Origin of the sequence: Blautia fusiformis (assembly GCF_020686995.1) — a bacterium.
In the GTDB taxonomy this organism is placed as follows: domain Bacteria; phylum Bacillota; class Clostridia; order Lachnospirales; family Lachnospiraceae; genus Blautia_A; species Blautia_A fusiformis.
Genome location: NZ_JAJEPT010000010.1, coordinates 92,142 through 118,991, shown reverse-complemented (window position 1 = coordinate 118,991; position 26,850 = coordinate 92,142). Strand labels below are relative to the sequence as shown.

Below are 26,850 nucleotides of genomic sequence, written 5' to 3'. Positions count from 1 at the left end.
TCATTCCTCCTTTATTTTACAGCTCCCATTGTCAGTCCGCTTGTAATATATTTTTGTGCACAGATGTAAAGGATAATTGTGGGAATAATACACAAGGTAAGTCCTGCAATAAACAGATTCCACTGTGTGCTGGTAGCACTTCTGAACATGAAAAGATTTACCGTCAGCGGTCTCAGTTCACTGTCTCCAATGAGAATACTGGGAAGCAGAAAGTCATTCCAGGACCACATAAAAAACAATACACCAATGGTAACCGTTGCTGGTTTAACAAGTGGAAATACGATCTGCGTCATAATTCGAAAAACTCCACATCCATCTATTGCGGCTGCTTCTTCCAGCTCCCGAGGTACATTTTTCAAAAATCCCGTAAACGTCAGAATTCCAAACGCACAGAAGAATCCAATATCAAGAATGATAATTCCTCCAAGGGAATTGGTAAGATTGGTATTTGTAGCAAGTACAGAAATAGGAATCATAACTGCATGAAACGGCACGATCTGTCCGAAAACAAAATACAGATACAGATTCTGTGAGATTTTCCCACGAAGATGTGAGATTCCGAAAGCACCGGCAAACGATACGAACAGCCCTCCCAGCATAGCTCCCAATGTAATCACAACAGAATTTTTTAATGCAACTAAAAAATTCATGCTTTCCATGGCATTTTTAAAATTATCAAGATATAAAGACTTTGGTAATGCCAGAAAATCAGCCGCAATTTCCGGACTTGTTTTAATTGAATTCATAACGATCCACAATACCGGTAAAATAAAAATAAAGCCTAATATAAACATTGCTGCGGTACCTGCAATTTTCTTTTTCCATGTCATTATGACTGCACCTCTCTTTTTCTAGTAATATTAAGCTGAATCAAGGAAATTGCTGCTATGATCAAAAACAGGATCACCGATTTCGCACAGCCATACCCCATATTAAAAGTTCCAAATGCGTCATCATAAATATTCATGGCGATCGTCTGTGTTGTTTTTGAAGGTCCGCCGCCGGTTAAAGCGTAGTTAATATCAAATGCTTTAAATGCATTTGCAATAGATACAAACAGATTGATCGTAATCGTTGGCATCAGAAGCGGAAGCTGGATTTTTATAATACGATTCAGTCCCACACATCCGTCAATGCATGCCGCTTCCATCACATCAAGAGGAATCGACTGCAAACCTGTGATGTAAAGGATCATCAAAAATCCCAGGCCCTGCCACACGGTAACCACTGATACCGCCGCAAATGCTGCCGTTGAACTCCCGAACCAGCTAAACCCTGTTACTGCTTCCGAATGTAAAAGTTCTCCAATTATTGGCGTTACTTTCTGAAAAATAAATGTCCACGCCAGGGCGATCATAACTCCACTGATAATATTCGGAATAAAAAAGAACGCCCGGATCACTGGCTTACCGAAAATATGTGTATTCAACGCCAGAGCTATAAAAAAAGCCAGTACATTGGTCAGAACAATCGTAACCACTGCAAGTTTAAACGTCAAAAACATAGATTGTATAAAATCTCTATCATGAACCAAATCGACAAAGTTTTTTATTCCGATCCAGTTATGCGTTCCTTTGATCAGATTCCAACTGAAAAACGAATTCGGGATCGTTCCAAAAATTAACGGTCCTGCCAGCGCAAAAGTATAAATACACAGTGCCGGCAGCACAAGAAGGAAATAATATTTTTTCTGTTTTCTGTATAAAATGTCCGACATGTTTCCTACCCCCGTATATAGCAGGCGGACTTTTAAAAGTCCGCCTGTTTTCCTGTGTGTTTATTCTTCTGCAAGCTTTTTAAATCCTTCATCAAGAGCATCCAGTGTCTGATCTTCATCGGTTATTCCTGCAAAATATCCCTGAACATCATCGCCCAGAACATCGCTTGCTCCGCTTGGAAGCTGATTCCACAAAGTACTTCTGACCTTTCCTGCATCCATATACGCTTTCAGATCTTTATAATAATCCTTACTTGCAATTTCATCATCTGCTTCAATGTCCATGCAAGCCATAAAGCCGCCGTAGCTGTTGGTCACTGTTTTCAGCCAGTCCCCGCCATCTCCGATATAATCAAGCACTTCCAGGGCTTCATCCAAGTGTTCCCCGTTTGCGTTGGCCACGATCGCATCTGTTGCACATGCCACAACTTCTGCATCATCTGCGTTATCACTTACTGGAACTGCAAAAAATCCGATGGGAAGATCCTGTGTTACACTTCCTACAGAAATCGTTGCCGCATCTGAAAGAAAGATCATTGCTGCTTCCTGGTTTGCAAATGCATAAAATCCTGTGGCCGCATCCGAATCCATATAATTCTGTCCGGAATTTTCTTTCATAAGATCCATAAAATCAAAGACTCTGTCTACGCCATCCACCTTAAAGCTCCCTTCTCCCTTATTCATGGAATCCAGCCAGCTGTCGATCTTATCTTTTCCACCAAGTACTCCTCCGAATAAGGAGCAGAATTCCTGACTTACTGTCCAGTTATCTTTATAAATAGCGGTAAATGGTGTAATATTCGCAGCCTGAAGTTTTTCACAGACTGCTTTCATCTCATCAAAAGTTTCCGGCACTTTTTCAATTCCTGCTTTTTTAAAAAGATCTTTATTATAAAGTACACCCCACCATTCATACATCTGTGGAAATCCCCACACTTTGCCATCATAAGTAACTGCTTCTTTTGCATTGTCATAAAGTTTGTCCACAAACTCATGATCGCTTACGTCTGCCAGCAGCCCGTTCTGTGCAAAATCATATACCTGAGAATAAGAACTTACTTCAAAAAGATCCGGCAGATCTTTTGCCGCTGTCTTTGCTCCAAGATACTGGTTATAATCTCCGGACTGCATCTCCACAGATAATTTTATATTATCATGAGTCTGATTAAACCCTTCCGCTGCTTTATTGTAAATATCCGCAGCTCCGGAAGTCCACACTGCCATCTTGATCTCAACTACATCGTCTACATTTTTCAGATTACTTTTTGCGTAAACCGGCATCACTGTTCCAACAAGCCCCATTGCCATGAGCGCTGCCATTGCGCACGCTGTCACCTTTCTTCTCTTCATTTGTAAACCCTCCGTTCTTTTTTGATGAACTCATTATATTATAATTTTTAATATCAAAACAGTGCACACTTCTTGACATTATGTGTCACTTTTCATAATATGTATTGGTTTTTTTTACTCATCATTATATAATAATACCGAAAGGAGGGGTAAGAATTGTTTTCTATTACTGCAAAATTTAAAGAACACTCTATAAAATTTCGAATTCTTGTCATCGTTCTTCCAGTTGTGATTCTCAGTTATATCATTTTATTATCTTCTTTTTATATGATTTATGTAAAAGAATCCCGTAACAATATTCTTCTGGAACATGAAGAGAATACTCTGTCTATCGCAAAAAATACAGCCAGTTATTTTTCCTCACTGAACTCCAACATTGATCTGCTGCTTTACGGAACAGAAATTCAGTCTCTGATCCATTCCTATGCAGATAAAAAGCTCAGTCCGGAAGAAGTTCAGTCCCAGTGTAACACCCTTTTCTCCACATATCTTTTAGGTGCTCAGTCTAAAATTCAACGGGTTTATATTGTTCTGACCGATAATGGGATCATTTCCAATCAGACTATTTATAATTCCACCCTGGAACAACAGGAGCAAAAACTGGAGCAGCTCAGTGAGTATCTAAAACAACCAAAGGGAACTCTCTGTTATTACTATTCTCCAAAGGAACCTTATACCATCACTGCTGCCAAAAATATTTTTGACATTCAGAAACCGGAAAAGAAGATCGGTATTTTACTGACTGAGATCAATATCCGGTTTATGGAGGATATGATCACGGAGCATCAGGATTCTGAATATAGTTATTATTCCCTTTTTCAAAATAGTGACCTGGTATATACAACTTCCCCCTATGCCCCATCCGTCACAGCCAGCATGAATATGAATTATCACTCCCACAGGGGGAATAGTAATTTTTATGCCATCCGCTATTCTGTAAACGATTTCTTACAAATCGGAGGGCTTCTCAACACAACCGGCGCATTTCATTCGATCAATCGTGTATGGCGTCAGCTACTGGTTATTTCCATATTTTTTCTCTTGATACTGGTTTTCGCTGTTATTCAGATTTCAAGAACCATATCCCAGGAATTTCAGGTTTTTATCACTAAGTTAAAACAAACTTCTGTTGCCGATGAAACCGCCCTGATCCACACAGTTTCCAGCAACGAATTTTCTGAGCTGACAAAGGAATACAACCATATGCTCCTGCGCCTTCAGGAATCCGGAAAGAAGATCACGGAACAACAGATTCTTCTAAAAAACGCAGAGCTGAAAACGCTTCAGGCACAGATCAACCCACATTTTCTTTACAATACCCTGGACTGTATCTCAAGCCTGGCATCTCTTGGAAAAACAGCGCAAATCACAGATATCGTTCCAAAACTGGCTGATATCATGCGAATGAGCATCAAAGGCCCTGATCTTCTTCCTATTTCAGAAGATCTTAATTACGTAAGAGAATATTTGGATATTCAGAAAATGCGTTTCCAGGATCGGCTTCTTTTTCTGATCGAATGTAACGATCCCATGGAAGATCTGTATATCCCAAAACTGATCATACAGCCGGTCGTTGAAAACGCTATCATACATGGTATCAGTGAATCTGTGGAAAATGGCTTTCTTTCTATTCAATTATTTACTTTTAAAGACGATGTACTGATCAAAGTCTATAACACCGGCCCCCTGTTTTCTCACCAGGTAATTGAAAAGATTCACTCTGTATCACAAACTTCTTTTTCCGACCAGAAAAGCATTGGGCTTATAAATATTCAGATGCGGCTACGGTCCCAATTCGGAAATTCCTATGGACTGCTTCTTGAAAATATGGAAGACCGTACTTCTGTGTGTGTTACGATCCGTATTCCACAAATACATCAAAGGGAGGACCTGACAAAATGAAAATTCTGATCGTTGATGATGAAAAGATCATCCTGGAAAAACTTAAAATGTATATTTCACAGATTTTTACAGAAAAAGAGAATATTTTTACTTCTGACAATGCAGCAAAAGCACTGGAGATCATATCCTCTCAGCAACCAGATATCATTCTTACGGATATCCGTATGCCAGGAAAAGACGGCCTGTATATTTCTTCTTTCGTGCATAATAATTTTCCAGATAAGATCGTAATACTGATTACCGGTTTTTCTGATTTCAAGTATGCACAGACAGCGATTAAAAACCATGTTTTCGATTATATCCTAAAACCAGTAGACGAAAACGTCCTGAAAGAATCCGTATTGAAAGCTATACATACTATCACCGAACGGAAAAATCAGGCGATCATGCGCAAAAAATATGAATCCTATCTAAAAGAAAATATCAGAAATCTTCAAAAAGATTTTTTTGAACGGTTACTTTTCAGGAACACCACTTCCCTTTCTTCTTCTTTTCATGAAGAAGTCACCATGCTCCGCCTGGATCATATTAAAAGCTATTACCTTTTATACTGCAAATGTTCTACAACAGTTTCAAAAGATCTGGAAAAAGAATATTACTTTACGCATATCGCCGAACATTATCTTCAGGAACAGATTCCGGGAGCTCTTATTTTTTCTTATGGAAACGCTTTGTATTCCTTATGTCCGGACATTGATGAAAAACAACTTACAAAAATAACTAATTTCATACATGGGGAACTAAAAAAGAATCACGTTCTCATGTCCGCAGCCATCAGCAGTCACTCTGAGAATCTGTCTGAAATTCCCCTGCTTCGAAGCCAGACTGTAGAAATTTTTAATACCCTGAAAAATTCCAGTCATTTTGTCATGCTCTACCGTGATCTGGAAACCAACCCCGTTGCTGTCATGTATGAAAAATCCAACTATTTTCAGGTTCTTCTCAATTCCCTGTCTTCCGGTGACAAAACAATGATTCAAAGGCATTTTGATGAGATCTCCCAGTTTTTCACCCGGCAAACTCCTGATGAGTTCAACAGTTTTATGTATAGTTTTATGACTCTTTTTCTTTCTTTTTTTCAGTCAGCTTCCACGGAACTGTCAGATTCGGTACGTCAGATCACCAAAACACAGAAAGAGCTTTTTTCAACCTCCTCACTTCCGGAAAAAAAGACTGAAATATTTCAGGACTGGATGTTTCAGATTGCAGGCCTTCTGAATACTGATAAAATTAATAAAAACAACTACCTGACCAGTCAGCTGATTGAATATATCCGCGCAAATTATGAAAAACCTCTGAGCCTATACAGTATCGCCGATGAATTTAACCGAAGTACTCCTTATATCAGCAGACTGATCAAACAGACAACCGGCAAAAATTTTACGGATCTTCTTACCGATCTGCGTATCCAGAAAGCTAAAGAATTGCTGAAAACTTCTTCCTATCACGTAAATGAGATATCCCACATGGTAGGATATCCCAATTTTCGTTACTTCAGCCGTATTTTCAAGCAGCAAACTGGTATGACTCCCAATGATTATCGGAAGATTTCCTGCCGTTTTCACTGAATTTTTATACTGCTTCCCACACCATCCCCACCACATTTTTTGGTGACGATGATCTTATTTTCGATCCGTTCCTTCAATTCTGACACATGTGAGATAATTCCTACCAGACGTTTTCCGTCGGCCAGACTTGTCAGGGCTTTCAGGGCCTGTTCCAGGGATTCCTCATCCAAGGATCCGAATCCTTCATCTACAAACATGGAATCCAGCCGGATTCCCCCTGCGCAGGCCTGGATCTCATCAGACAGGCCCAGTGCAAGGGACAGAGATGCCTGGAAGGATTCCCCACCGGACAATGTCTTTACACTTCGTTCTGTTCCGTTATAGTGATCTATGACATTCAGATCGAGACCTGCTTTTTCTTTCTGATTTTTGCTCTGCTCCTGGCGTTTCAGTTCGTACTGACCGCTACTCATGGTCATAAGACGGAGATTGGCTCTTCGCAGGATCCGGTCAAAATATGCCATCTGGATATAAGTTTCCAGCTCGATCTTTGCCTTTCCGTTCAGTTTTCCATTGGCTGTATCCGAAAGATTTTTCATCCAGACATATTCTTTTTCCGCCGCAGTCATTTCCGTCTGACGTACCTGCACTTTATGATATATTTCCTCATTTCCCTTCTGAACAGAAAAAAGTGCTTTTCGTTTTTCCGAAAGCTGTGTTTTCTCTTCCCTAAAACGGCTGTACTGCTCTCTGAGCGCATCCTCATCTACTTCTCCGATTTCTTTTTTCTGCTCCTCAAAGTTTTTTACAACCGCTGTTATTCTTTCCTTTTCCGCCCGGATCTCCTGTAATTTCTGTTGAGCTCTTCTGCTGCTTTCTTTCAGCTCTTCATACAGCTTCCTCTGTGTTTTTATTTCCTGTTCCCGAGATTCTTTTCCACCTTCTCCGAGCTCTTCGTTCAGCTCATCCACTTTCTGTGCTTTATTCTTCCTCTCTGTTTCCAGACGTACGATGTCCTGTACAGCTTCATTGATAACTCTTCCCAGTTCTTTCAGAGTCTTTTCTCTTTCTATGATCAGCTTCTCAAGATCCTGTTTCTGTTTTGCTTCTTTTTCCTTTCCCTGAACTTTTTCTGACAGGCAGCTGAGCATATCCTGTATCTGTCTTTCAAATCCTGCAGCTGTGTTGTCCGTCACTTCTCCATTTCCTGACACCAGACTTTTCTGAATCAGTTTTCGGATCTCTTCTGCTGTTATCTGCTGCTGCTTTTTGTTTTCCACGTCTCTTGTCTGAAGACCGGCCTGTTTTCTGTCACATTGATTTTTCTCTTCCTGTAACTGAACGATCTCTGTTTCCAGCTTTTCGATCCACGTTTCTGTTTCGTTCTTCTTTTTTTTACGTTCTATTGCTATGCGAATCTCTTCCTCGCTGTCTGCCAGCTGCTTTTCACATTGGTCCTGTTTTTCTTTCAGCAAAGGGATCAGCTTTTTCCATTCCGTCTCATGTAAAAGCTCTTGTGCCTCCCTCTGGATCTGATGCCATAATGTTTTCTGGCGTTCTTTTCGTTTTCCTGCTTCCACACTCTGCGTATTTGCGTCATTCTCCAGTCTGTCCAGTTTTTGTTTCTCTCTGTCCAGGATTTCCTGATCCACAACCTGTCCTTTGGGAAGTATTCCCGGACGCGGATGCTCGAAAGAACCACATACCGGGCATGGGCAACCCTCTTTCAGTTCCTGCGCCAGGAGCCCTGCCTGCGCGTCCAGAAAACTCTGAAACAGTTTCTGGTAAACTTCTCTCTGCTTTTGTACTTTTTCAATGGAAATCTTATATTTTTCCTGCTGCTCTTTCGTGGCATTATAAGCCCCTTGAAACTCCTTAACCAGAGCAATCAGTCCTTCTAATTCTTTCTTTTTCCGAAGCCCTTCTGTCTTTTTCGTCTCTGCCTTCTGAAGTTCCAGCTCCGCGCTGTCCAACAGCGCCTTGTCTTTCTTTTGCTGCTCCAGCTCTTCCTTCTGCTGCGTTTCTTTCCGGATGATTTCTTCCTGCCATCCATCTATCTGTTTCTGTTCTTTTTTGATCTCTTCTTCCGTCAGCAGACAGCTATCATAGCTTCGTTTTTCACTGTCCAGTTTATCGTACTCAAACTTGTATTTTTGTAGTTCTTCTCCTGCATCTGCCAGTATTGAAAGGCGTTTTTTTTCTTCCTCATCTTTTTTCTGCAAAAGCTGCTCTTCGGAAATATCCTTCTCTTTTTTTTCACTGACTGTTTCAAGCTTTCCTTCGATTGTTTCCAGCTCTTTTTTCAGCTTTTCCAGCTCCTGATATTTTTTCAGCTTTTCTTCTTTTTCACGGATCCTGATTCCAAGCTCTTCACATCTGTGATCTGCATCTTTATATTTTTCCGCCACTTCTACTGCAAGCTGTAGAAGTGGTGTTAATTCTTCCAGATCTTTTTCCGCTTTTTTCTTTTTCAGCTCCAGATTTCGTTTCTGAGCCACAAGATTTTGTGCCTCTTCTGATTTTCGTATATCCTGATTAAGCGAGTCTTCTTTTTCCCGGAGCTCTTTTTCCTGTGCTTCACCATATTCCAGAAACTGCTTCAGAAGTTCCAGACTCCGCTCCAGTTTTCCCTCGAATTTTATCTTTTTCAGTTCGTCAAATTCCTCTGCCTCCTGCCATGAAGCAGTCTCCGTTTTCACTCCATCCAAATACTGGGCAATACTGCGGCGCATTTCATCATATTCCTTATATCTGGCTATTGACGCATCCTTAAGTTTCATCTGAATCTGCTGATAAAGTCCTGTGTGAAAGAGCTGTCGGAAGATCTCTCCTCTCTGTGTAGTTCCTGCCAGAAGTAATTTCTGGAAATCCCCTTGGGCGATCATTGCGATCTGTGTGAACTGATCATAACTCAGTCCCAGAAGCTGTTCCACTGCCACAGTAACATCTTTTGCCTTTGTCACCGGCTGCCGGTCATCCGGATAGATCAGCTGTGCCTCAGCTTTCCTAAGAGTCTGTCCGGTGCCTCTTTTTTTCGGAGCCATATATTCCGGACTTCGGCGCACGTGATAGGTTTTCCCCTGATAGGAAAAAACAAGCTCCACAAAAGTCTCCGTGGAATCTTTTGCATACTTACTCCGGAACATGGCGGATTCCCTTACCTCTCCACTGGCTCTTCCATATAACGCAAAGGTGATCGCATCAAAGATCGTAGTTTTTCCCGCTCCGGTGTCACCGGTGATCAGGTAGAGACCGCCCTCTCCAAGCTTTGAAAAATCAATCTCTGTTTTATCTGCATAGGGCCCGAAGGCACTGATGGTCAGTTTTTCCGGTCTCATTGTCTCACCTCCTGGATCTTACGGATCAGATCTTCGGAATATTTCCGCTGTTCTTCATTCATGGGCTGGTTATTCTGCAGTTCAAAAAATTCCTCGAAATATTCCAGCTCGGATTTCCTTTTCACCGTTTCTGTACCTGCGATTTCCTGGTTTTCTCTTGTACGTCGGTTATCATATTCCAGCCTCATCAGATTCGGATAAACAGTACGGAGCTTCTGCATTCCATCTACGATATCTTCTTCATCTGTCAGCGTGATCTGCACATAATCCTCTGTGTTTGTGTCCTGATAACTGGACAGTGATGTGATCTCCATGTATGTGCCTTTCAGTTTTCGCATATCCCGAAGAGGCTTCAGCGGAATCGCCCTGATCCTGAAATTTCCTTTTTCCAGAAGCTCCACAACTGTCACGGATTTCTGCTGTCCTGCCTCGGAAAAAGAATATTTCAAAGGAGTTCCGCAGTAGCGGATGTGCTCGCTTCCCACATTCTGAGGACTGTGGATATGGCCAAGTGCCACATAGTCAAAATCCCGGAACACATCTGCCTCCACCTGGTCGATACCTCCAACGGAGATCTCTTCAGAATCACAGCGCATGGCACCGACCACAAACTGATGGGCGATCAATACATTGCGATAACGTTTATCAATCTCCATATGTGCAACTGCCGCCTGCACTGCCTCCTGGTAGGTACGGATCTCATCCACCTCTTCTTCTCCTTCCAGTCCGTGCCTCACAGTTGCCGGACGCACAAATGGAAGCAGATGGATCCAAACTTCTCCATAGCTGTCCGTTAAACAGTACTTTTCTGTTTTTCCATCGTATACCGGGGACATACAGATCCCGCTGCTGCTCATGATCTGTGAACCGAAAGCGATCCTTTCCGCACTGTCATGATTTCCGCTGATGGCATACACCGGGAGCTTCCGCTTTGCAAGCCTGGTAAGAAACCGGTCAAAAAGCTGCACTGCCTCCGCAGAAGGAACCGGCCTGTCATAAAGATCTCCCGCAAGAAGAATTCCATCCGGTTCTTCTTTATCAATGATTCTCAGAATTTCATTCAAAATATATTTCTGATCTTCGATCATGGAAAACTCATTGACTCGTTTTCCTAGGTGAAGGTCTGATAAATGGATCAGTTTCATCGATCACCTCCTGCGCTCACCCAGCCTCCGAACAGTTCCGGTGCAAGATCGATCTCACAGGCATCCAGTACATCTTTTAGCTGTGAAGGATTGCTGACGCCGGTTACAGGCACAGTCTGGAATGGCTGATGGAAAAAGTATGCCAAAGACAGGGCCTGCAGGCTGTGGCCAGTTTCTTTCTGCAGCTTTAACAGCTTCTGATAGGTGCGAAGGTTTGTCTCGTTCCAGTAGGATCTTTTCATACTTTCTGAAAGACCTGTGATCTGTGTTTCCTTCTCCCGCATCCAGGATGCATCCACCTCTGCATCTGTACAGGAAAGCCCCATTTTCTGAAGTTTTGAAAAAAATCCCATTGCAGTGGAAGAAAACGGAACGGCAGCAGCACCTGTCTCACAGTGCCACTGATATTCTTCTCTGGAAAACTCCACAAGTGTAGGATCCGGATTTGTATTTCCTCCGGGATTGATTCCTGCAAGACTCCACTGATTGGATACTGCTGTGATCCCTGAAAGATTTCGTTCTCTCAGACACTGAGCAATTTCTTTCAGCCTCTCTGTGCGGTAATTGGAAAATCCATAATAACGGATCCGGCCTTCTTTTTTCAATTCTTCCAGAATATCCACGATTTCCTCCGCCGGTTTCTCCGGATCATCTCTGTGAAGCCAGTAAAAATCCATCTCATCTTTTCCCAGTGTACGGCAGCTCTCATCCAGGTCCATGCGGATATCTTCTTTGTTCACTCTGCTGCGGCCCGGATCCTCAAAGGAATAGTGCGCGCCCTTCGTTGCCACAATAACTTTTCCCTGCATGCCACTCTCTTTCAGCCATTTTCCTATGATCTGCTCACTGCAGTTTCCATGTCCTTTTAGCCATTTGCAATAGACATTTGCCGTATCAATAAAATTTCCACCTGCGCGTACAAATGCGTTCAGAATCTCAAAGCTTTTTTCCAGGTCTGATTTATCTCCAAATCCTGCTGTTCCGAGGCAGATAGGACTGATGTTCAGATCTGTATTGTTCAGCTGTATATATTTCATCTACGTAACCTCCCGTATTCATATATATCTTTTTCTATTATAACTTTTTTCCGTAGATCCGAACAGTATATTTCCCAACTATCCATATACCACGGCACAAAAAAATCCTCCGGCACATGCATGCCGGAGGATTTGATATTCCGTTATCTTAACAATATGATTTATTTGTAAAGTGGTCCATAGTTCTTGCAAGCGCGGAAGTCTGCACCCTCTTTTTCCATACCGAATGCGTTCCAAGCTGCCGGACGATAGATATCCTTCTCAGGAACGTTGTGCATGGATACCGGGATTCTCAGCATAGAGCACATTGTGATCAGGTCTGCACCGATGTGTCCGTAGGAGATCGCACCGTGGTTAGCACCCCAGTTGTTCATTACATCGTAAGCTGTTTTGAACGGTCCCTCTTTGCCATCGCATCTTGGAGCGAACCATGTACATGGCCATGTGTAATCTGTACGTTTCCAAAGCTTGTCAGATACCTCTTCCGGAAGGGCTACTGTCCATCCCTCTGCGATCTGAAGAACCGGTCCAAGTCCTTTTACAAGGTTCAGACGGATCATAGTTGCAGGCATCTGAGCACGTGTCTCATAACGGCTGGAGTATCCGCCTCCACGGAAGTATCCGTTGTCGGCCATACACCACTCTGTGTTGTCCATGATCGCTTTCTGGTCTGCCTCTGTAACATCCCACCACTGTTTCATAACTGGTGTTCCGTCAGCCTCTTTAGCCTGTCCGTTAGCATCCAGGCAAGCAGCACCGGAGTTGATCAGATGAAGGAATCCGCCAGCTTCTTTGGCAACACCCTCAAGGTCATATCCTGTAGCTTTCTTAACTGCCTCCGGGCTCCAGTATGTACGAACATCAGCGAAGATCTGAGCACGTCCTGTAAGAAGTTTCATGAACAGCATTCCAAGTCCGTTGAGAACGTCGTTCTCTGTAGCAAGGATGTACGGCTCACGAGCGCCATTCCAGTCGAAGGATGTGTTCAGCATAGCCTCTGCGAAGTCACCGTTCGGATAGAAGTCTGTCCACTGTCTCTGGCCCTGGAATCCAGCTGCAAGAGCATTGTGTCCGATCGCTTCCTCGGAGAATTCCGGAGCAAGATTATCACAGCCGTTCATCAGCTCTTTGATGATAACTGCCATCTTAACAACAAACTCGAACTGCTCCTCTTTCTTCTCTGGTGAGAACTGAAGCTCTTCCGGGTTCTTGTCCCAACCGATCTTGCAGGTCTCTTTTGCCCATTTGAGAGCTTTCTCAAACTCTTCGTGATCGTAGATACCCTCTGTCATACGACGGATGATCTCTACCTCATCAACAGACTCAACTCTCATTCCGAGATAGGACTCGATGAAATCAGAATCGATGATAGATCCGCCGATACCCATTGTTACAGAACCGATCTGCAGGTAGGATTTACCTCTCATGGATGCAGCTGCAACTGCTGCACGACCGAATCTTAACAGTTTCTCTTTAACGTCTTCCGGAATGGATGTGTCGTCAGCTTCCTGAACGTCATGTCCGTAGATACCGAATGCCGGAAGGCCCTTCTGTGCATGTGTAGCAAGAACGGATGCCAGATATACAGCACCAGGTCTCTCTGTTCCGTTGAATCCCCATACAGCCTTGATGGTCTGTGGATCCATATCCATGGTCTCAGCTCCGTAGCACCAGCATGGTGTAACTGTAAGAGTGATATCTACACCCTCTTTACGGAATTTATCCGCACATGCAGCGCTCTCACCAACACGTCCGATGGTGGTATCAGCAATAACAACTTTTACAGGCTCACCATTTGAATATTTCAGGTTCTCCTCGAAAAGCTTTGCTGCGGATTTGGCCATGTTCATAGTCTGATCTTCCAGAGATCCTCTTACATCGAGGGCTCCTCTACGTCCGTCGATGGTTGGTCTGATACCGATAACCGGATAGCTGCCTACTAATCTGCTCTTTGCCATAGTAACAATTACCTCCTAAATTTATATTCACTATTATAACTTACAGTTTTTTCACGTTCTGACAACTCCTGTCCGAACTATGCTTTTATTATACGATTGCATCTTTTAAATTACTTGTGTTATAATAGCAAAAAACAGTACAATATTCACTTTTTCATATGAGTTCCTAAAAAATCTATAAAATTTAAGAAAGAAGGGTTGTATTTTGCACGATCTTGGAAGAAATGAGGACAGACTTCGAGGTACCTATGAATTTCCTTTTGAATTCCACCACATTGACAGCAGCCATCCACGCTATGTCATGTCCTACCACTGGCATGTAGAATGTGAAATCATGCGTGTATTACAGGGCACTCTCACCGTCACTTTAGACGAAAAAAGTTTTACAGCAAAAGCCGGAGATGTGATTTTTGTCAATAGTGGAGTTCTGCATTCCGGAATTCCTCAGGATTGTATCTATCAGTGCATTGTTTTTGATATGAACATGTTTCTGAAATTTAATTCCGTCTGCACAGAATATATGCAGAAGATCAGCCACCAGGAGCTGCTGATCTATCACCATTTCACCGAAAAGCAGCCTGATATCCAGAGAGCGGTGAACTCTCTTTTTGATTCTTTCTGGCAGAGGAAGCCAGGATATGAGCTGGTTGTGTTTGGACAATTTTACCACTTTTTCGGATTGGTTTTTGGTAATCATTACTACCTGGAAAGCCTGCGGAAAACCAGACGAGATTACAAGCGCATTGTCCAGCTGAAGCAGGTCGTGGAATTTATTGAAAAGAACTATGCCAGCCCCATTACCCTGCAGGAGCTTTCCGCTTCGGTTTCCATGTCTCCCAAATATTTCTGCCGGTTCTTTTCCGAGATGACGCATCAGACACCAATGGATTACCTCAACCGCCAGAGGATCGAGCAGGCCTGCTGCCAGCTGGCTACCACCGATGATTCCATCACAGAGATTGCCTATCGGAATGGCTTTAATGATCTGAGCTATTTTATCCGTACCTTCAAAAAGTACAAGGGGATCACCCCCGGCAAATATAAAAGACGCTGAAATATTTTTCCACGTCTTAATGGCACATATCAGAGTATTACATGACAAAAAGCAGGATCTCGCACATATTGCGGATATCCTGCTTTTTGAGGAATTGGGCTGTTTTATGTAAATACAGCTTTTTCGGCCTGGCGGAGAACAGTCATGCCGGAACGGATTCCCGTTTTGCAGACGGGCTATGTTCATGTCTTTATGAATACATGCTACTCTTCTGTATGAGAAAAAAAGCCGGCAGGGCAGATTTTCTGCATGAAAAAGCCGACGCAGATCGTGAAGGAGCCTGATCTCTGTTTACGCAGTGACCAGCACCAGATTATGTCTTAATTGAAAGCGGATACGATCATCCACCTCACTGCTTGCTTCTGACCAACGGATATCTCACACAGTTGGTCCATCTACTCGAAGGGATTCCACTGCTGCATAGAACTCTGCTTGCGAAATGCCTGTACGCTGCACCGGAACATGCAGCAGAAATATGATACAGTTAAAAACGATCCGGCCGCATTATAGCCGCCGGATGTTTCCTGCTTGTCTTATTCTAACAAATGCCTCTTTAAAATGCAAGAAATTTCAGAACATTTCGCTCTTCATTTTTCGACGGCAAAAGTCTATTTCCTACAGATTTTTCACCGCGTCTATAAACCTTTTTCCGTATTTTTCGTACTTGTGCCTGCCGACTCCTGTCACATTCAGCATTTCCTCCTCGTTTCCGGGCTTCAGAATGCACATATGGATAAGGGTTTTGTCGGAAAAGACCATATAAGGGGGGATTTTTTCCTCTCTGGCGATTTCCAGGCGAAGAGCACGGAGCTTCTGAAAAAGGGGCTCATCCTGTTCTCCCAGCTCCCCGACTGCAGATTTCGGAAGTCTGCTCCGTTTCTCTTTTTTCTTCGTCTCCAGCTCTTTTGGCATTTTCATTGTGAGGATATGCGCCTCCTCCAGAAATGACCTGGAAGCGGCGGTCAACTTCACAATCGTATATCCGTCATCCGTCAGATGAAGATATTCCTTCAGTACCAGATAATTAAAGATCTGCCGCAGCCGGTGTGCCGGAATCTTTGCACAGACTCCGTATTCCGGATTTCCATCCATCTCATACTGCCGGATCTTCGCCGTAGATGCGCCGCGCAGAGTATCCAGGATCACGTTCACCCCGTATCTCTGACCACTGCTTTCCACGCACCGGATCATTGCCCTGGCCTCCTGGCTCACATCCTGCTCTTCAAACTCGGTCTGGCAGTTCAGGCAGTTTCCGCAGTAGCTTTTTCCGTATTCCCCAAAATATTTCAGGATGTACTCACGCAGACAATCATGGGTAAAGCAGTAAAAGGTCATCTGCTTCAGCCTCTCCTGATCACGCTCCCGGACAAGGCGCCAGGCTGCCGCTTCCATTTCCTGGTTATCCTGTCCTCTCTCGATAAGATACTGATTGGTAACCACATCCTTCCCGCTGTAAAGCAGGATACATTCCGCAGGATCGCCGTCACGGCCCGCACGGCCTGCTTCCTGATAATAGCCTTCCATGTTCTTCGGCATATTATAATGAATGACATAACGCACATCGGACTTGTCGATTCCCATTCCAAATGCATTGGTGGCTACCATCACACGACAGCGGTCATAAATAAAATCATCCTGATTGTTCCGGCGTTCCTCATCGGAAAGTCCTGCATGATATCTGGTGGCCGTGATGCCGTCACGGATCAGCTTTCCGCAAACCTCCTCCACCACCTTTCTGGTGAGACAGTAGATGATTCCACTGTCGTCCGGATGCTCCAGTATGTAATCGTGTACTTCCTTATATTTATCTTTCGGTGTTTTCACTGCAAAATAAAGGTTTTCCCGATCAAATCCTGTGGTTGTGCAAAAGGGATCCTGAAGCCCCAGAAGTCTTGCAATATCCTCCCTGACCTCCTTCGTAGCTGTAGCTGTAAATGCACCGATCACCGGTCTTTTTGGAAGCTGTGCCACAAACTCTGCGATCTTCAGATAGCTTGGCCGAAAATCCTGTCCCCACTGTGATACACAGTGTGACTCATCCACTGCGATCATGGAAATATCCGCGCTCAGCGCAAAATCCAGAAACGCCTCTGTGGTAAGCCTCTCCGGTGCTACATAGATGATCGGATATCGTCCTGCCTTTGCATAGCGCAAGGCTGTGAAATACTGCCCCTGCGTCAGAGAGCTGTTGAGGTATGCTGCTGAGATACCGACCTGGTTCAGGCTTCTCACCTGATCCTTCATAAGGGAGATCAACGGTGATATTACCAGTGTGATCCCCTTCATCATCAGTGCCGGTACCTGATAGCAGATGGATTTTCCTGCGCCGGTTGGCATCACTGCCAGAACATCTTTTCCTGCAAGAAGCGCATCGATCACCGCTTCCTGCCCTTCTCTGAATGTATCATACCCGAAATGGGTCTTTAAAAGTTCCTGTTTCGTCATAAATCGACATGATCCTTTCTGTTACGTTCCCACCGGAACTGTAACGCTTCTCTTTTTCATTGTCGAATCGCTGCTGTTTTCCGAATATTTTATTTTAACATATTTACAGATAAATTGCCAATTGATACAAAAAAATCACAAAGCACTTCCTCTCTGGTTTCCTGTTATAATGATATAAGAGAAAGAGTCTGTTTATACTGTTCCGCAGCAGAGGACCATGAATTCATGGAGTACCCGGGCCTCTGTTCAGTAACAGCCGGAATGCTCATAAAAAAAGGAGGTTTGTTATGTGTAAAAGAAAAATAAAAACCATCGAAGCAATTTTTTTCCTGTTTCTTTTTTCCGTTATTGTGCTCCTGCTTCCCCAGGATGCCCACGCCAGAGTCCGGGTCGTGACCAAAGGAACCACTTCCACTATCCGTGATACCGACGGTGTGATCGAAGATGAGTCTTCAGACATTAATTTCCCGATCAACATCAAAAATGCAAACTGCCAAAAACGGGTCTATGCCGTGACAGTTCGTGTAAGCTTTTATTCACCCAAGGGAGTCATCCCAAAAAGCACCACATTTTCCATCGATGGGATCAATGTGGTTAAGCTGAGCACTTCAAATTATACACCACTGGCATACAAGGAAACCTTTTTCACCTACGATGACAACATAGAGGATGGCTACCTGGAGTTCGATTTCGGCAATAAAGAATGTCCGGTACCGGTAGACTGTGACTATGAGGTTACCATCAAACAGGCTGTTCCGGAAATTTTTATCACCAACAACAATTATCTGAACCAGAGCATCCGAACCGGAAAAACCACTTCCATCGGAATCGAGATTTCTGATCCCTACGTAAAAACCATCAGCAAATCAAAATTCAAGGTTACTTCTTCCAACAGCTCTGTTCTCAAGGTACAGAGCATCACTCAGGATTCCAAAAAACGCAGCCGTTTCACAGTTACCCTGAAGGGCATGAAAGCTGGATCCGCAAAGATCACTTTATCCTATCCAAAGGCCGCAGCCTGTAAGCTGACCGGAAAAGTAACCTCGCCTTCAAAAACCGTAGCAACCTTCCGCGCTTCCAAGACTACACTCAAGGTTGGTTCCAAGGTCAGCATGCGTTCTCTTATCAATCTAAAGGGCGGTACCAATCTGACCATCAAAAATGCAAAATCCAGCAAGCCTTCTGTACTTGCCATTTCCGGAAACTATCTTGTCCCAAAGAAAAAAGGGTCAGCCACGGTTACCGCAAACTTAAACGGTGTCAATCGTAAGATCACTATTACCGTGTCCGCACCGGCCGCCAAACCTACCGTCAAAAATCTGAAGATCAGTGTTGCCGGTATCAAGTATGGCCCCAATGACATGAAGACCTATTATACCTTAAAATTTACCAATACTTCTGCAAAAACCATCACCACCGCAAAAGTACAGATCACCACCGGTTCCGGTATCTATGACCAGATGTACTGGACCAAGAACCTGACACTGAACCTAAAGCCCGGAAAATCCATGACAAAAACCTATTTCATCCAGAACATGGTCCAGGCGCCGGAAAAAAGTGATATTTCCGTTAAATGCCTGAAGATTAGCTGGAAATAAATAATTCAAAAGGGACGTGCCGCAGTATTGATTTAAAAATCATCACTGCAACACGTCCCTTTTATTTATTCTCTCTGAGCTGTCTATACGTTTTGTTTTTATCCTACAGTACCTCATTCAGTACCTGCAGTCCATACTCTGCAAGGCTGTTATCCTCTTCGCCGGTACCGCCGCTGATACCGAGACCGCCGATGATGGTGTCTCCAACCTTCAGGGGTACACCGCCTCCGAATATCACAATATTGTCACTCATTTTTCCAAGACCATAAAATGTCTGGCCCGGTTGTGTCAGTCTGGAAAGCTCCATGGTGGACATCTTCACTGCAACCGATGTATAAGCCTTCTTCAAAGCCACCTCAAAGCTTACAAGAAAAGATCCATCCATCACATGAACCGCAACCGGATTTCCATCCGGGCTGCATATCGCAATTACGGAAGGCTTGTTTCTTCTCAAAGCTTCCTGCTCGATCTTCTCAATAAGCCTCTTGGCAGAATCCAATGTGATACGACCCTGGATACCCATACGCTTCAGCACTTCCTGGATCATCGCCGTGTTTGCTGCTATACTGTCATTCTGTGCCATTGCCGTATTTCCTCCCGCTGCTGTCGTCACAGTCCCATTCTGCACATCAAAAGCCTGTACATCCCTTTTCTGCACCATCTGCGAATCCTGTGCTCTTACATCCACCGCCGATGTACCCGCTGCAACATCCGCACTACTTCCAACAGCCTCTGCCCCAACATTAGCTACAATCCCAGCAGTTTCTGCTTTCACAGATTCCTGAACACTTTCAGAAATATCTGTCTTCTTCTCTTCAATCTTCGCTGCATCCACATACCTTGCCAACACATAAAAATAATCCGACAATCGATTCATATATTTCTTGGCTCCGGTATCCGATCCAAACTTCACGCTGACCAGCGCAAGCTCTCTCTCAGCCCTCCGTGCCACAGCTCTTGTCACATCAATCTCAGCCGCAACTCGGGAATCCCCCGGAAGAATCGGAAGCCTCTCTCCGGAAAAAATCTCTTTCATCCGGCCAATCTCCTCCTCCAGAAGCTCCGTCCGGTCTTCACTGACCTTAAACTCCCGATTATAAGGATCAGAAACCCCATCTATGATCTTCTTCAAAGTCTCCGAGATTTTCTCCAGCATCCGGACAACATCCACATCATCAACCAGAACCCGCACAAGCCCAATATGACTCATCAGCTCCTCAACTGACCCCATCAGACAAATCCGATCATCCGACTTTGAAACATTCTTCGTATGGGAAAGATCCGTCATCCCCTTATCACCATACCCGGTATAAACCTCCATCCCAGCTCAACCTCCCAGCAACTCCTGATAAATAATCCCACCCATATCAGACCAATTTTACAATCCTCGAAATGCTACGCATACCACACGTACGTAAACACACACCACAACCATCCCGGCAAACCAAGCGCGGCGTTCACAAACGCGCCAGCCCCTGCCAACAACGTCACACATCCAAAGCGCCCACGGCGCCCCATCGGCACAACGTTCAACCCGGAACAACCGCAGCATACAGGCACAAGTCAATACCCTTCCGCCCGCCACAGTCAAGCACTCTAAAAAAAGCCCGAGGGGTGTGCAGAGGGGCCGCGGCTTTGCGGCCCCTTTGCGGTTTTCATCTTTTATCAAAAAGACCAAAGTTTAGTATAAATCTTAACAATATCCTCTTTCTTCGGTACACGCGGATTTGCCGCTGTGCAGGCATCCGCAAGTGCCATATCCGCCATCTTATCAACCGCCGCAAAATAAGCATCCGGTGTGATCGTCTTCATCTCTTCGATGGTAAGCGGGATATTCATCTCTTTCTGCATAAACTGAATCCAGTTTACAAGAGATCTTACGCTCATAACTTCGTTATAATTGCTCAGTCCAAGAAGATGTGCAATATTGGAATATCTCTTTACTGCCGGAAGATATTCTTTCTGGCTTCTGCTGCGTTTGTTGATATTTGCATTATATTCAACAATATGCGGCAACAGCATCGCATTAGCTCTTCCGTGAGGAATATGGAAAATAGCACCCAGCTGATGAGCCATACTGTGAGTAATTCCAAGACCTGCTGCATTGAAGGAAAGTCCTGCCAGACAGGACGCTACATGCATCTTCTGTCTTGCATGCATATCATTACCGTCAACATATGCACGATAAAGATATACGCCACAGATCTCGATTGCTTTCTCTGCAAGTGCAGATGTAAACTCATTATGGTTGATGCTGACATAAGACTCAATTGCATGAGTCAGAACATCCATACCTGTATCTGCTGTAATCGCAGGCGGAACACTACGTACAAGCTCCGCATCCAGAATTGCCTCATCAGCGGTCAGGCTTTCTGAGATCAGCGGATACTTCACATGTGCTTCTGTATCATTTACAACTGCAAAAGAAGTAACCTCGGAACCGGTACCACTTGTTGTAGGAATGGCAACCAGTCCGACTTTTCCGTAATTATTGATCTTCAGGGCAAACTCACGGATTGCCTTGGAGGAGTCGATGGCAGAACCACCACCTACTGCAACAATAGCTTCCGGCTGATACTGAAGGAATTTCTTAACTCCTTCGGCAATTTTTCCAACCGGTGCATCCGGAACAACATCACAGAAAATATCAAATTCTTTTCCACCTGCCTGAAGCGGTTTTGTGATCATATCGATCATTCCGCTTTTTACAACAAACGGGTCTGTGATAACAAGGACTCTTTTGTATGGAATTTCTTTCAGTCTTCCCAGGGCATCAGCTCCAAAATGGATGGCTGTTTTCATTTCAAATGTATTCATAGAAACTGCTCCCTCTCGTCATACCGAAACACAGGTCTCTTTTGTCTGCCTGTGGCCGGATAAAGTAAAGCGGATCTCCGCATTCCGCATACACTGCATGCTCATGAACACAATCGTTTTCCGATATATGTCCAACCTATTTCGGGTAGATGCATTCGATCTTATGCGCGCTGAAATGCTTCAGCCACTTTTCAGACGGCTTTTTGTCTGTGATGACCGTCTCGATATCCCGCAGCTGTCCTGCCACGGAAAAAGCAGTCTGATCAAATTTCGTGCTGTCTACCACCAGAATACGCATTTTTCCGGAATTGATCATGGCTTTTTTGGTTGTTCCAAAGGCTTCTTTGGATTCCATGATCCCCATATCCTCGTTTAATGCCTTACAGGAAAAGATCACCTTGTCCACATAATAAGAACGGATCACTTCTTCGGTTCTGGCACCAAGAAATGCAAGATACCCTTCCTTCATCACTCCACCGGTGGAAATAATATTCCAGCCGGATACATCAGAGAGTTCCAGAAGGATCTCCATAGAATTGGTAACAACGGTGAGACGTTCTTTTTCTTTCAGCGCCTTGGCCACAAAAACTGCCGTTGTGCTGGCATCCAGAAAAATGTGATCTCCGTCATTCACCATGGAAGCAGCAATCTCCGCCATTTTCTGCTTTCCCTGTACATTCTGGTTTTTACGAACATTAAATGGTAAATCAATACCGACATCTTCGTTGATCACCGCACCGCCATAACTCTTTGTGGCAAGTCCCTCTTTTTCCAGCTTGTCCAGATCACGGCGGATGGTTTCTTCTGAGACACTGTAAAGCTGGCTTAGTTCACTTACAACAACCCTTTTCTCTTCCTGTAATTTCTCGAGAATCAGATTTCTTCTCTCTAATGCTAGCATAAGATGCCTCCTTTTCAGATGTCATTGCAGGGATACCCTTCAAAAGGATATCCCTCAGATATAAAGACAATATTAAAGGATCGTATCGATCATTCTCTTGTCCGGATGAGCGATCACTGAGGAATCCATGTACATTCCTTTTTCAGCTACCAGCTCTTTTGCTCTTTCGATAGAAGCCTCTACTGCAGAAACCTCGCCGGTAAGGAGCATGTAAGATTTACCGCACATACCCTTGGCGATACGAAGCTCGATCAGATCAACGATAGCTGTCTTAGCTGCCTGATCTGCTGCCTCGATGATAGATGCTGCATCATAGGTCTCAAGAATTCCCAGGGCACTGATCTCCTCGACCTGTGTGGTTCCGTAGATTGCCGGGAAAATGGACTCATGTGGATTGCCCAGTACAAAACTGTCAATACATTTGTCCTCGTATGTTGTTACAGCCGTGTCTACAGCAGCTTTTACTGCGCTTAAATCTCCGGTGATAATTGCAATATATTTTCCCGGACATACTGTCTGCGCCTCCACGATCTCTACTTCAGATGTCTTAACCATGGCATCTGCTGCAGTGATACCAGCTGGTGTGGTTTTAAACTCAATCATTCCGATTGCTCTACTCATTTTGTGCACGTCCTTTCTAATTTCTTGCAATTACAACATGGCGGTCTGTCACTTCTGTAACCTTACCGCTGATGGTTGCATGGATTCCGACACTTAATCCTTGTGCAGGCTGTGCGATCATCTGGCCTTCTGTTACCATATCGCCTACATTTACGATTGCCTGTGCCGGTGCACCGATATGCTGGCTTAAGAGAACCTTTACCTTCGATACGTTTACAAGTTCTTCCTGAAGCGGTGCATCCTTGTCATATCTGGTAAGTCCCAGACGTGCCATCAGACGCTCCTCAGGAACCTTGCGGTATTCTCTGGACTCCTGAACCGGCTTCGGCTGAACACCCTGAGGTGGTCTGATTCCGGCCTTACGAAGTCCGCCCTTCATATCTGCAAGCAGTGTTCTCGGAGCCAGGCTCTGCGGACACGCATACATCTCGCAGACGCCACAGGAGCTGCAGAATGCAGAATTGATATAAGGATTCACATTTCTGAAATCCTGATTGGATGCTGCCATCATGAACATTGCCGGATCGATCGGGTGTCCCAGATTGTGTCTCGGGCAAAGATCTGTACATGTATGGCAGTGGCAGCAGATGGATGCTGCTCTCTTCAGATCTATAGAAGAAGTCCGCTGCTTCTTCATGACAATAACATGGTCCTTTGGAAGAACCAGGATTGCGTTCGTTGTTTTTGTAACCGGATCAGAACCGTTTCCGATACGTCCCATCATCGGGCCGCCTACGAAATATACAGGATCTTTCACAGTTGTTCCGCCTGCCTGGGCAACAACCTCTTCCAGTGTGCATCCCAGTGGAACTTTCACTGTAACAGGATTCTCAACTTCTGCAACAACGGAAACATATTTGCTTGTAACCGGTTTGTGTTCTTCTACCGCGCGGTATACATTGTAGAGTGTCTCTACATTGAATACGGCTACTCCCTGCTCGATTGGCAGTCCTCCTGGCCGTACCACACGTCCGGTTGCCTCATAAATAAGAACAACCTCATCACCCATCGGATAAACCTCATCCAGAAGATGGATCTTAACCCTCGGGAATTCTTCAATATGCTGATTTAAAGCATTGATCGTCTGTACATAAGACTTTTTGATTCCGATAATGGCCTGTGAAGCTCCTACCGTCTCCGCAACCATATCGAATGTTTTCATGATCTCGTATGCGTGCTTCTCCAACAACTGTCTGTGAAGTTTCAGTAATGGTTCGCACTCTGCACAGTTCATAAGAATGGTATCCGCTTTGTCTGTCAGTTTCATGTATGTAGGGAAACCTGCTCCACCTGCTCCGACAACACCATTCTCCTGCATAATTTTCTGTAATTCTTTGATATCCATGGCGTTACTCCAATCCTGCACCGTCGTCTACGATACCGACGATGGCGGCATCTACCGGTGCTGTTTCTACGCCGCAGCCAATTCTTGCTGCGCTTCCTTGTGCCACCAATACATATTCGCCGATTCCCGCACCGATGATATCGATGGCAACAATCTGGCTGTGCTCGGCCTTCATATGATGCACCGGCTCCACGATCATGAACTTATTTCCTATCAGTTTTTCACTTTTTCGTGTGGAAACAATACTTCCAACTACTTTGCCTACAATCATATGAGCCTCCGTTTTTCTCTATATCCTCTGCTGGGGATGCCGGAAACGGCATCCCCGAAGGAGGAATATTATTTGATTATGGTAACTGTATTGCCTGTGGCAATTCTTGCTGCATTTGCTTCATCTGTATCAATATGCATTTCCAGTGTAAAGCTGTCATCAACACGGATCTTAACCTGATTAAAGATCGTTCCGCGCTCATTGTCAGCTTTGACGGAAACAACATCACCATCATGTACACCCGCAGCCTGGGCATCCTTCGGAGCCATGTGAATGTGACGCATAGCCACAATACATCCCTCTTTCAGATAAATGGCACCTTTCGGTCCGACGACGGCGATCGGTGCACTTCCTGCAAGATCACCGGACATACGTACCGGAACCTTCATTCCCAGCTTGATCGCATCTGTTGCGGAAACCTCAACCTGTGATTTACTGCGGACAGGTCCGAGGATCCTTACATTCTCGATCGCACGGAGCTTCAGTCCCACAATGGTAACTGTTTCGTTGGATGCAAACTGTCCGCCCATCAGATCCTTTTTCTTTGTGAGCTGATAGCCTTCTCCGAACAGCGCCTCCACATGCTCCTGTGTCAGGTGAATATGTCTTGCGGAAACTCCGATAGGAACAACGAAACCATTGCCCTTGTCTTCGTTTTTGTTGATCGCATCGATCACCATTTTTGTGATCATTTCAATATTATTCGTTTCCAAGAGTACACCTGCTTTCTTTCGGTTTCATGACTGAACTTAACTCAAAACACACCGGCCGGAAGCCTTAATGGCCCTCAGGCCGGTGCGTCTTGGAACTGATCAGTTAGATTATTTAAGAACCGGAAGGATTTTCTCTACGTCTGTATGAGGTCTCGGAATTACGTGTGTAGCTACAAGCTCTCCAAGTCTGGATGCTGCTGCGCTTCCGCTCTCTACTGCAGATTTAACTGCTCCTACATCTCCACGAACCATAACTGTTACAAGACCGGAACCGATCTTCTCTGTTCCTACCAGAGCAACGTTAGCTGCTTTACACATCTGGTCAGCTGCCTCGATAGCTGCTGTAAGTCCTCTTGTCTCAACCATTCCTAATGCTTCCTGTGTCATGATCATATCCTCCTTGTGGATTATAAATGCTTTATTTGTTCTGTTTACTTCTGACTATTTTGGTGCAACAGCTTATTTTTTGCTGCTGTTTTTGCTTTCCAGTGCTTCTTCCGGATTTTCCTGCTGTCTCTTTTTCCATCGGCTTGCACTCAGCTCAACCAGTTTGACGATTTCCTCGTGAGGATTGGCAATTACCGCATAGCTGGCAGGTTTTTTGATTGCCTGCTCCACTGCTGCATTGACAGCTGCTGTAACTGCTGATACATCGCCTTGTACGATCAGGGTCACCAGTCGTCCGCCCAGCTTACGCTCCCATGACGCCAGCTCAACGTCTGCCGTTTTGCACATGATGTCCAGGGCATTGATCGCCGCAACTACACCAGTGATTTCTATAAATCCATATGATTTTCCCATGAGCGAACTCCTTAACTAATTTCTATTCCTCTCAAAGCCTGAATCAGAGCTTTGGAAGGATTTTCTCTACGTCTGTATGAGGTCTCGGGATTACGTGTGTAGCTACGAGCTCTCCAAGTCTGGATGCTGCTGCGCTTCCGCTCTCTACTGCTGCTTTTACAGCGCCTACGTCTCCACGAACCATAACAGTTACAAGACCGGAACCGATCTTCTCTGTTCCTACCAGAGCAACCTCTGCTGCTTTTGTCATTGCATCTGCTGCCTCGATCGCAGCTGTGAGGCCTCTTGTCTCAACCATTCCTAATGCTTCCTGTGCCATGATTCTATCC

General features: G+C 44.5%; 22 protein-coding genes. 4 read left to right on the top strand and 18 right to left on the bottom strand.

Annotation, left to right across the window (positions count from 1 at the left end):
* Positions 1-11: 11 nt before the first annotated feature.
* From LKD46_RS10135 to LKD46_RS10125, 3 genes are read right to left on the bottom strand one after another with little or no spacing between them, the layout of a single operon-like run.
* Positions 12-830 carry a carbohydrate ABC transporter permease gene (locus LKD46_RS10135; RefSeq protein WP_021651520.1) on the bottom strand — a complete coding sequence of 273 codons (819 nt, stop codon included), beginning with the start codon at positions 828-830 and terminating at the stop codon, positions 12-14.
* A complete protein-coding gene (locus LKD46_RS10130; RefSeq protein ID WP_021651521.1) occupies positions 830-1,717 on the bottom strand; it encodes a carbohydrate ABC transporter permease in 888 nt (295 codons plus the stop codon). Before LKD46_RS10130 ends, LKD46_RS10135 begins: the two co-directional genes overlap by 1 nt.
* A 60-nt stretch (positions 1,718-1,777) precedes the next feature.
* A complete protein-coding gene (locus LKD46_RS10125; RefSeq protein WP_015525935.1) occupies positions 1,778-3,067 on the bottom strand; it encodes an ABC transporter substrate-binding protein in 1,290 nt (429 codons plus the stop codon).
* A gap of 156 nt (positions 3,068-3,223) precedes the next feature.
* On the opposite strand from LKD46_RS10125, the gene LKD46_RS10120 reads away from it, so the two are divergent.
* Positions 3,224-4,969, top strand: coding sequence for a sensor histidine kinase (locus tag LKD46_RS10120; protein ID WP_092070120.1), 1,746 nt, complete (start codon positions 3,224-3,226; stop codon positions 4,967-4,969).
* Complete coding sequence (locus tag LKD46_RS10115) at positions 4,966-6,537, top strand: response regulator transcription factor (protein WP_118368601.1); 1,572 nt, start codon at positions 4,966-4,968, stop codon at positions 6,535-6,537. The genes LKD46_RS10120 and LKD46_RS10115 overlap by 4 nt, the downstream gene beginning before the upstream one ends.
* Here LKD46_RS10115 and LKD46_RS10110 read toward each other — a convergent pair.
* The 4 genes from LKD46_RS10110 to LKD46_RS10095 all read right to left on the bottom strand — a co-directional run bounded on the left by LKD46_RS10110 (position 6,531) and on the right by LKD46_RS10095 (position 13,955).
* Complete coding sequence (locus tag LKD46_RS10110; RefSeq protein ID WP_227574091.1) at positions 6,531-9,815, bottom strand: SbcC/MukB-like Walker B domain-containing protein; 3,285 nt, start codon at positions 9,813-9,815, stop codon at positions 6,531-6,533. The two genes, LKD46_RS10115 and LKD46_RS10110, sit on opposite strands and share 7 nt — an antisense overlap.
* Entirely contained in the window at positions 9,812-10,960 is a 1,149-nt protein-coding gene (locus LKD46_RS10105; RefSeq protein WP_118368603.1) for an exonuclease SbcCD subunit D, read from the bottom strand. Before LKD46_RS10105 ends, LKD46_RS10110 begins: the two co-directional genes overlap by 4 nt.
* Positions 10,957-11,997, bottom strand: coding sequence for an aldo/keto reductase (locus LKD46_RS10100; protein ID WP_059086820.1), 1,041 nt, complete (start codon positions 11,995-11,997; stop codon positions 10,957-10,959). Before LKD46_RS10100 ends, LKD46_RS10105 begins: the two co-directional genes overlap by 4 nt.
* A 161-nt stretch (positions 11,998-12,158) precedes the next feature.
* Entirely contained in the window at positions 12,159-13,955 is a 1,797-nt protein-coding gene (locus LKD46_RS10095; protein ID WP_015525941.1) for an L-fucose isomerase, read from the bottom strand.
* Positions 13,956-14,160: 205 nt separating this feature from the next.
* On the opposite strand from LKD46_RS10095, the gene LKD46_RS10090 reads away from it, so the two are divergent.
* The gene (locus LKD46_RS10090) at positions 14,161-15,009 is read left to right on the top strand and encodes an AraC family transcriptional regulator (protein WP_021651531.1); all 849 of its coding nucleotides are present in this window, start codon (positions 14,161-14,163) and stop codon (positions 15,007-15,009) included.
* A gap of 615 nt (positions 15,010-15,624) precedes the next feature.
* On the opposite strand, the gene recQ is transcribed toward LKD46_RS10090, so the two are convergent.
* On the bottom strand, positions 15,625-17,454 hold the full coding sequence (gene recQ, locus LKD46_RS10085; protein ID WP_092070130.1) for a DNA helicase RecQ: 1,830 nt from the start codon (positions 17,452-17,454) through the stop codon (positions 15,625-15,627).
* 287 nt (positions 17,455-17,741) lie between these two features.
* Between recQ and LKD46_RS10080 the strand changes: the two genes are divergently transcribed.
* Positions 17,742-19,052, top strand: coding sequence for a hypothetical protein (locus tag LKD46_RS10080; protein ID WP_092070132.1), 1,311 nt, complete (start codon positions 17,742-17,744; stop codon positions 19,050-19,052).
* A gap of 103 nt (positions 19,053-19,155) precedes the next feature.
* Here LKD46_RS10080 and LKD46_RS10075 read toward each other — a convergent pair whose 3' ends face one another.
* The 10 genes from LKD46_RS10075 to pduA all read right to left on the bottom strand — a co-directional run bounded on the left by LKD46_RS10075 (position 19,156) and on the right by pduA (position 26,840).
* Positions 19,156-20,373: a cob(I)yrinic acid a,c-diamide adenosyltransferase gene (locus tag LKD46_RS10075; RefSeq protein WP_227574090.1), complete on the bottom strand. Its 1,218-nt coding sequence runs from the start codon at positions 20,371-20,373 to the stop codon at positions 19,156-19,158.
* A 344-nt stretch (positions 20,374-20,717) separates the two neighbouring features.
* A complete protein-coding gene (locus LKD46_RS10070) occupies positions 20,718-21,869 on the bottom strand; it encodes a 1-propanol dehydrogenase PduQ (RefSeq protein WP_110104062.1) in 1,152 nt (383 codons plus the stop codon).
* A gap of 136 nt (positions 21,870-22,005) precedes the next feature.
* Positions 22,006-22,770: a DeoR/GlpR family DNA-binding transcription regulator gene (locus LKD46_RS10065; protein WP_092070138.1), complete on the bottom strand. Its 765-nt coding sequence runs from the start codon at positions 22,768-22,770 to the stop codon at positions 22,006-22,008.
* 72 nt (positions 22,771-22,842) lie between these two features.
* A complete protein-coding gene (locus LKD46_RS10060; protein WP_015525948.1) occupies positions 22,843-23,391 on the bottom strand; it encodes a BMC domain-containing protein in 549 nt (182 codons plus the stop codon).
* A gap of 16 nt (positions 23,392-23,407) precedes the next feature.
* Positions 23,408-24,736 (bottom strand): 4Fe-4S dicluster domain-containing protein, encoded by a 1,329-nt coding sequence (locus LKD46_RS10055; RefSeq protein WP_021977480.1) that lies wholly within the window; start codon positions 24,734-24,736, stop codon positions 23,408-23,410.
* Between the two features lie 4 nt (positions 24,737-24,740).
* The gene (locus LKD46_RS10050; RefSeq protein WP_015525950.1) at positions 24,741-25,007 is read right to left on the bottom strand and encodes a EutN/CcmL family microcompartment protein; all 267 of its coding nucleotides are present in this window, start codon (positions 25,005-25,007) and stop codon (positions 24,741-24,743) included.
* Positions 25,008-25,075: 68 nt separating this feature from the next.
* The gene (locus tag LKD46_RS10045) at positions 25,076-25,687 is read right to left on the bottom strand and encodes a phosphate propanoyltransferase (RefSeq protein WP_408611446.1); all 612 of its coding nucleotides are present in this window, start codon (positions 25,685-25,687) and stop codon (positions 25,076-25,078) included.
* Between the two features lie 141 nt (positions 25,688-25,828).
* Positions 25,829-26,107 carry a BMC domain-containing protein gene (locus LKD46_RS10040; protein WP_005427721.1) on the bottom strand — a complete coding sequence of 93 codons (279 nt, stop codon included), beginning with the start codon at positions 26,105-26,107 and terminating at the stop codon, positions 25,829-25,831.
* 72 nt (positions 26,108-26,179) lie between these two features.
* Complete coding sequence (locus LKD46_RS10035) at positions 26,180-26,521, bottom strand: BMC domain-containing protein (RefSeq protein WP_118368606.1); 342 nt, start codon at positions 26,519-26,521, stop codon at positions 26,180-26,182.
* Positions 26,522-26,564: 43 nt separating this feature from the next.
* Positions 26,565-26,840 carry a propanediol utilization microcompartment protein PduA gene (gene pduA, locus LKD46_RS10030; RefSeq protein WP_015525952.1) on the bottom strand — a complete coding sequence of 92 codons (276 nt, stop codon included), beginning with the start codon at positions 26,838-26,840 and terminating at the stop codon, positions 26,565-26,567.
* Between the last annotated feature and the right edge of the window lie 10 nt (positions 26,841-26,850).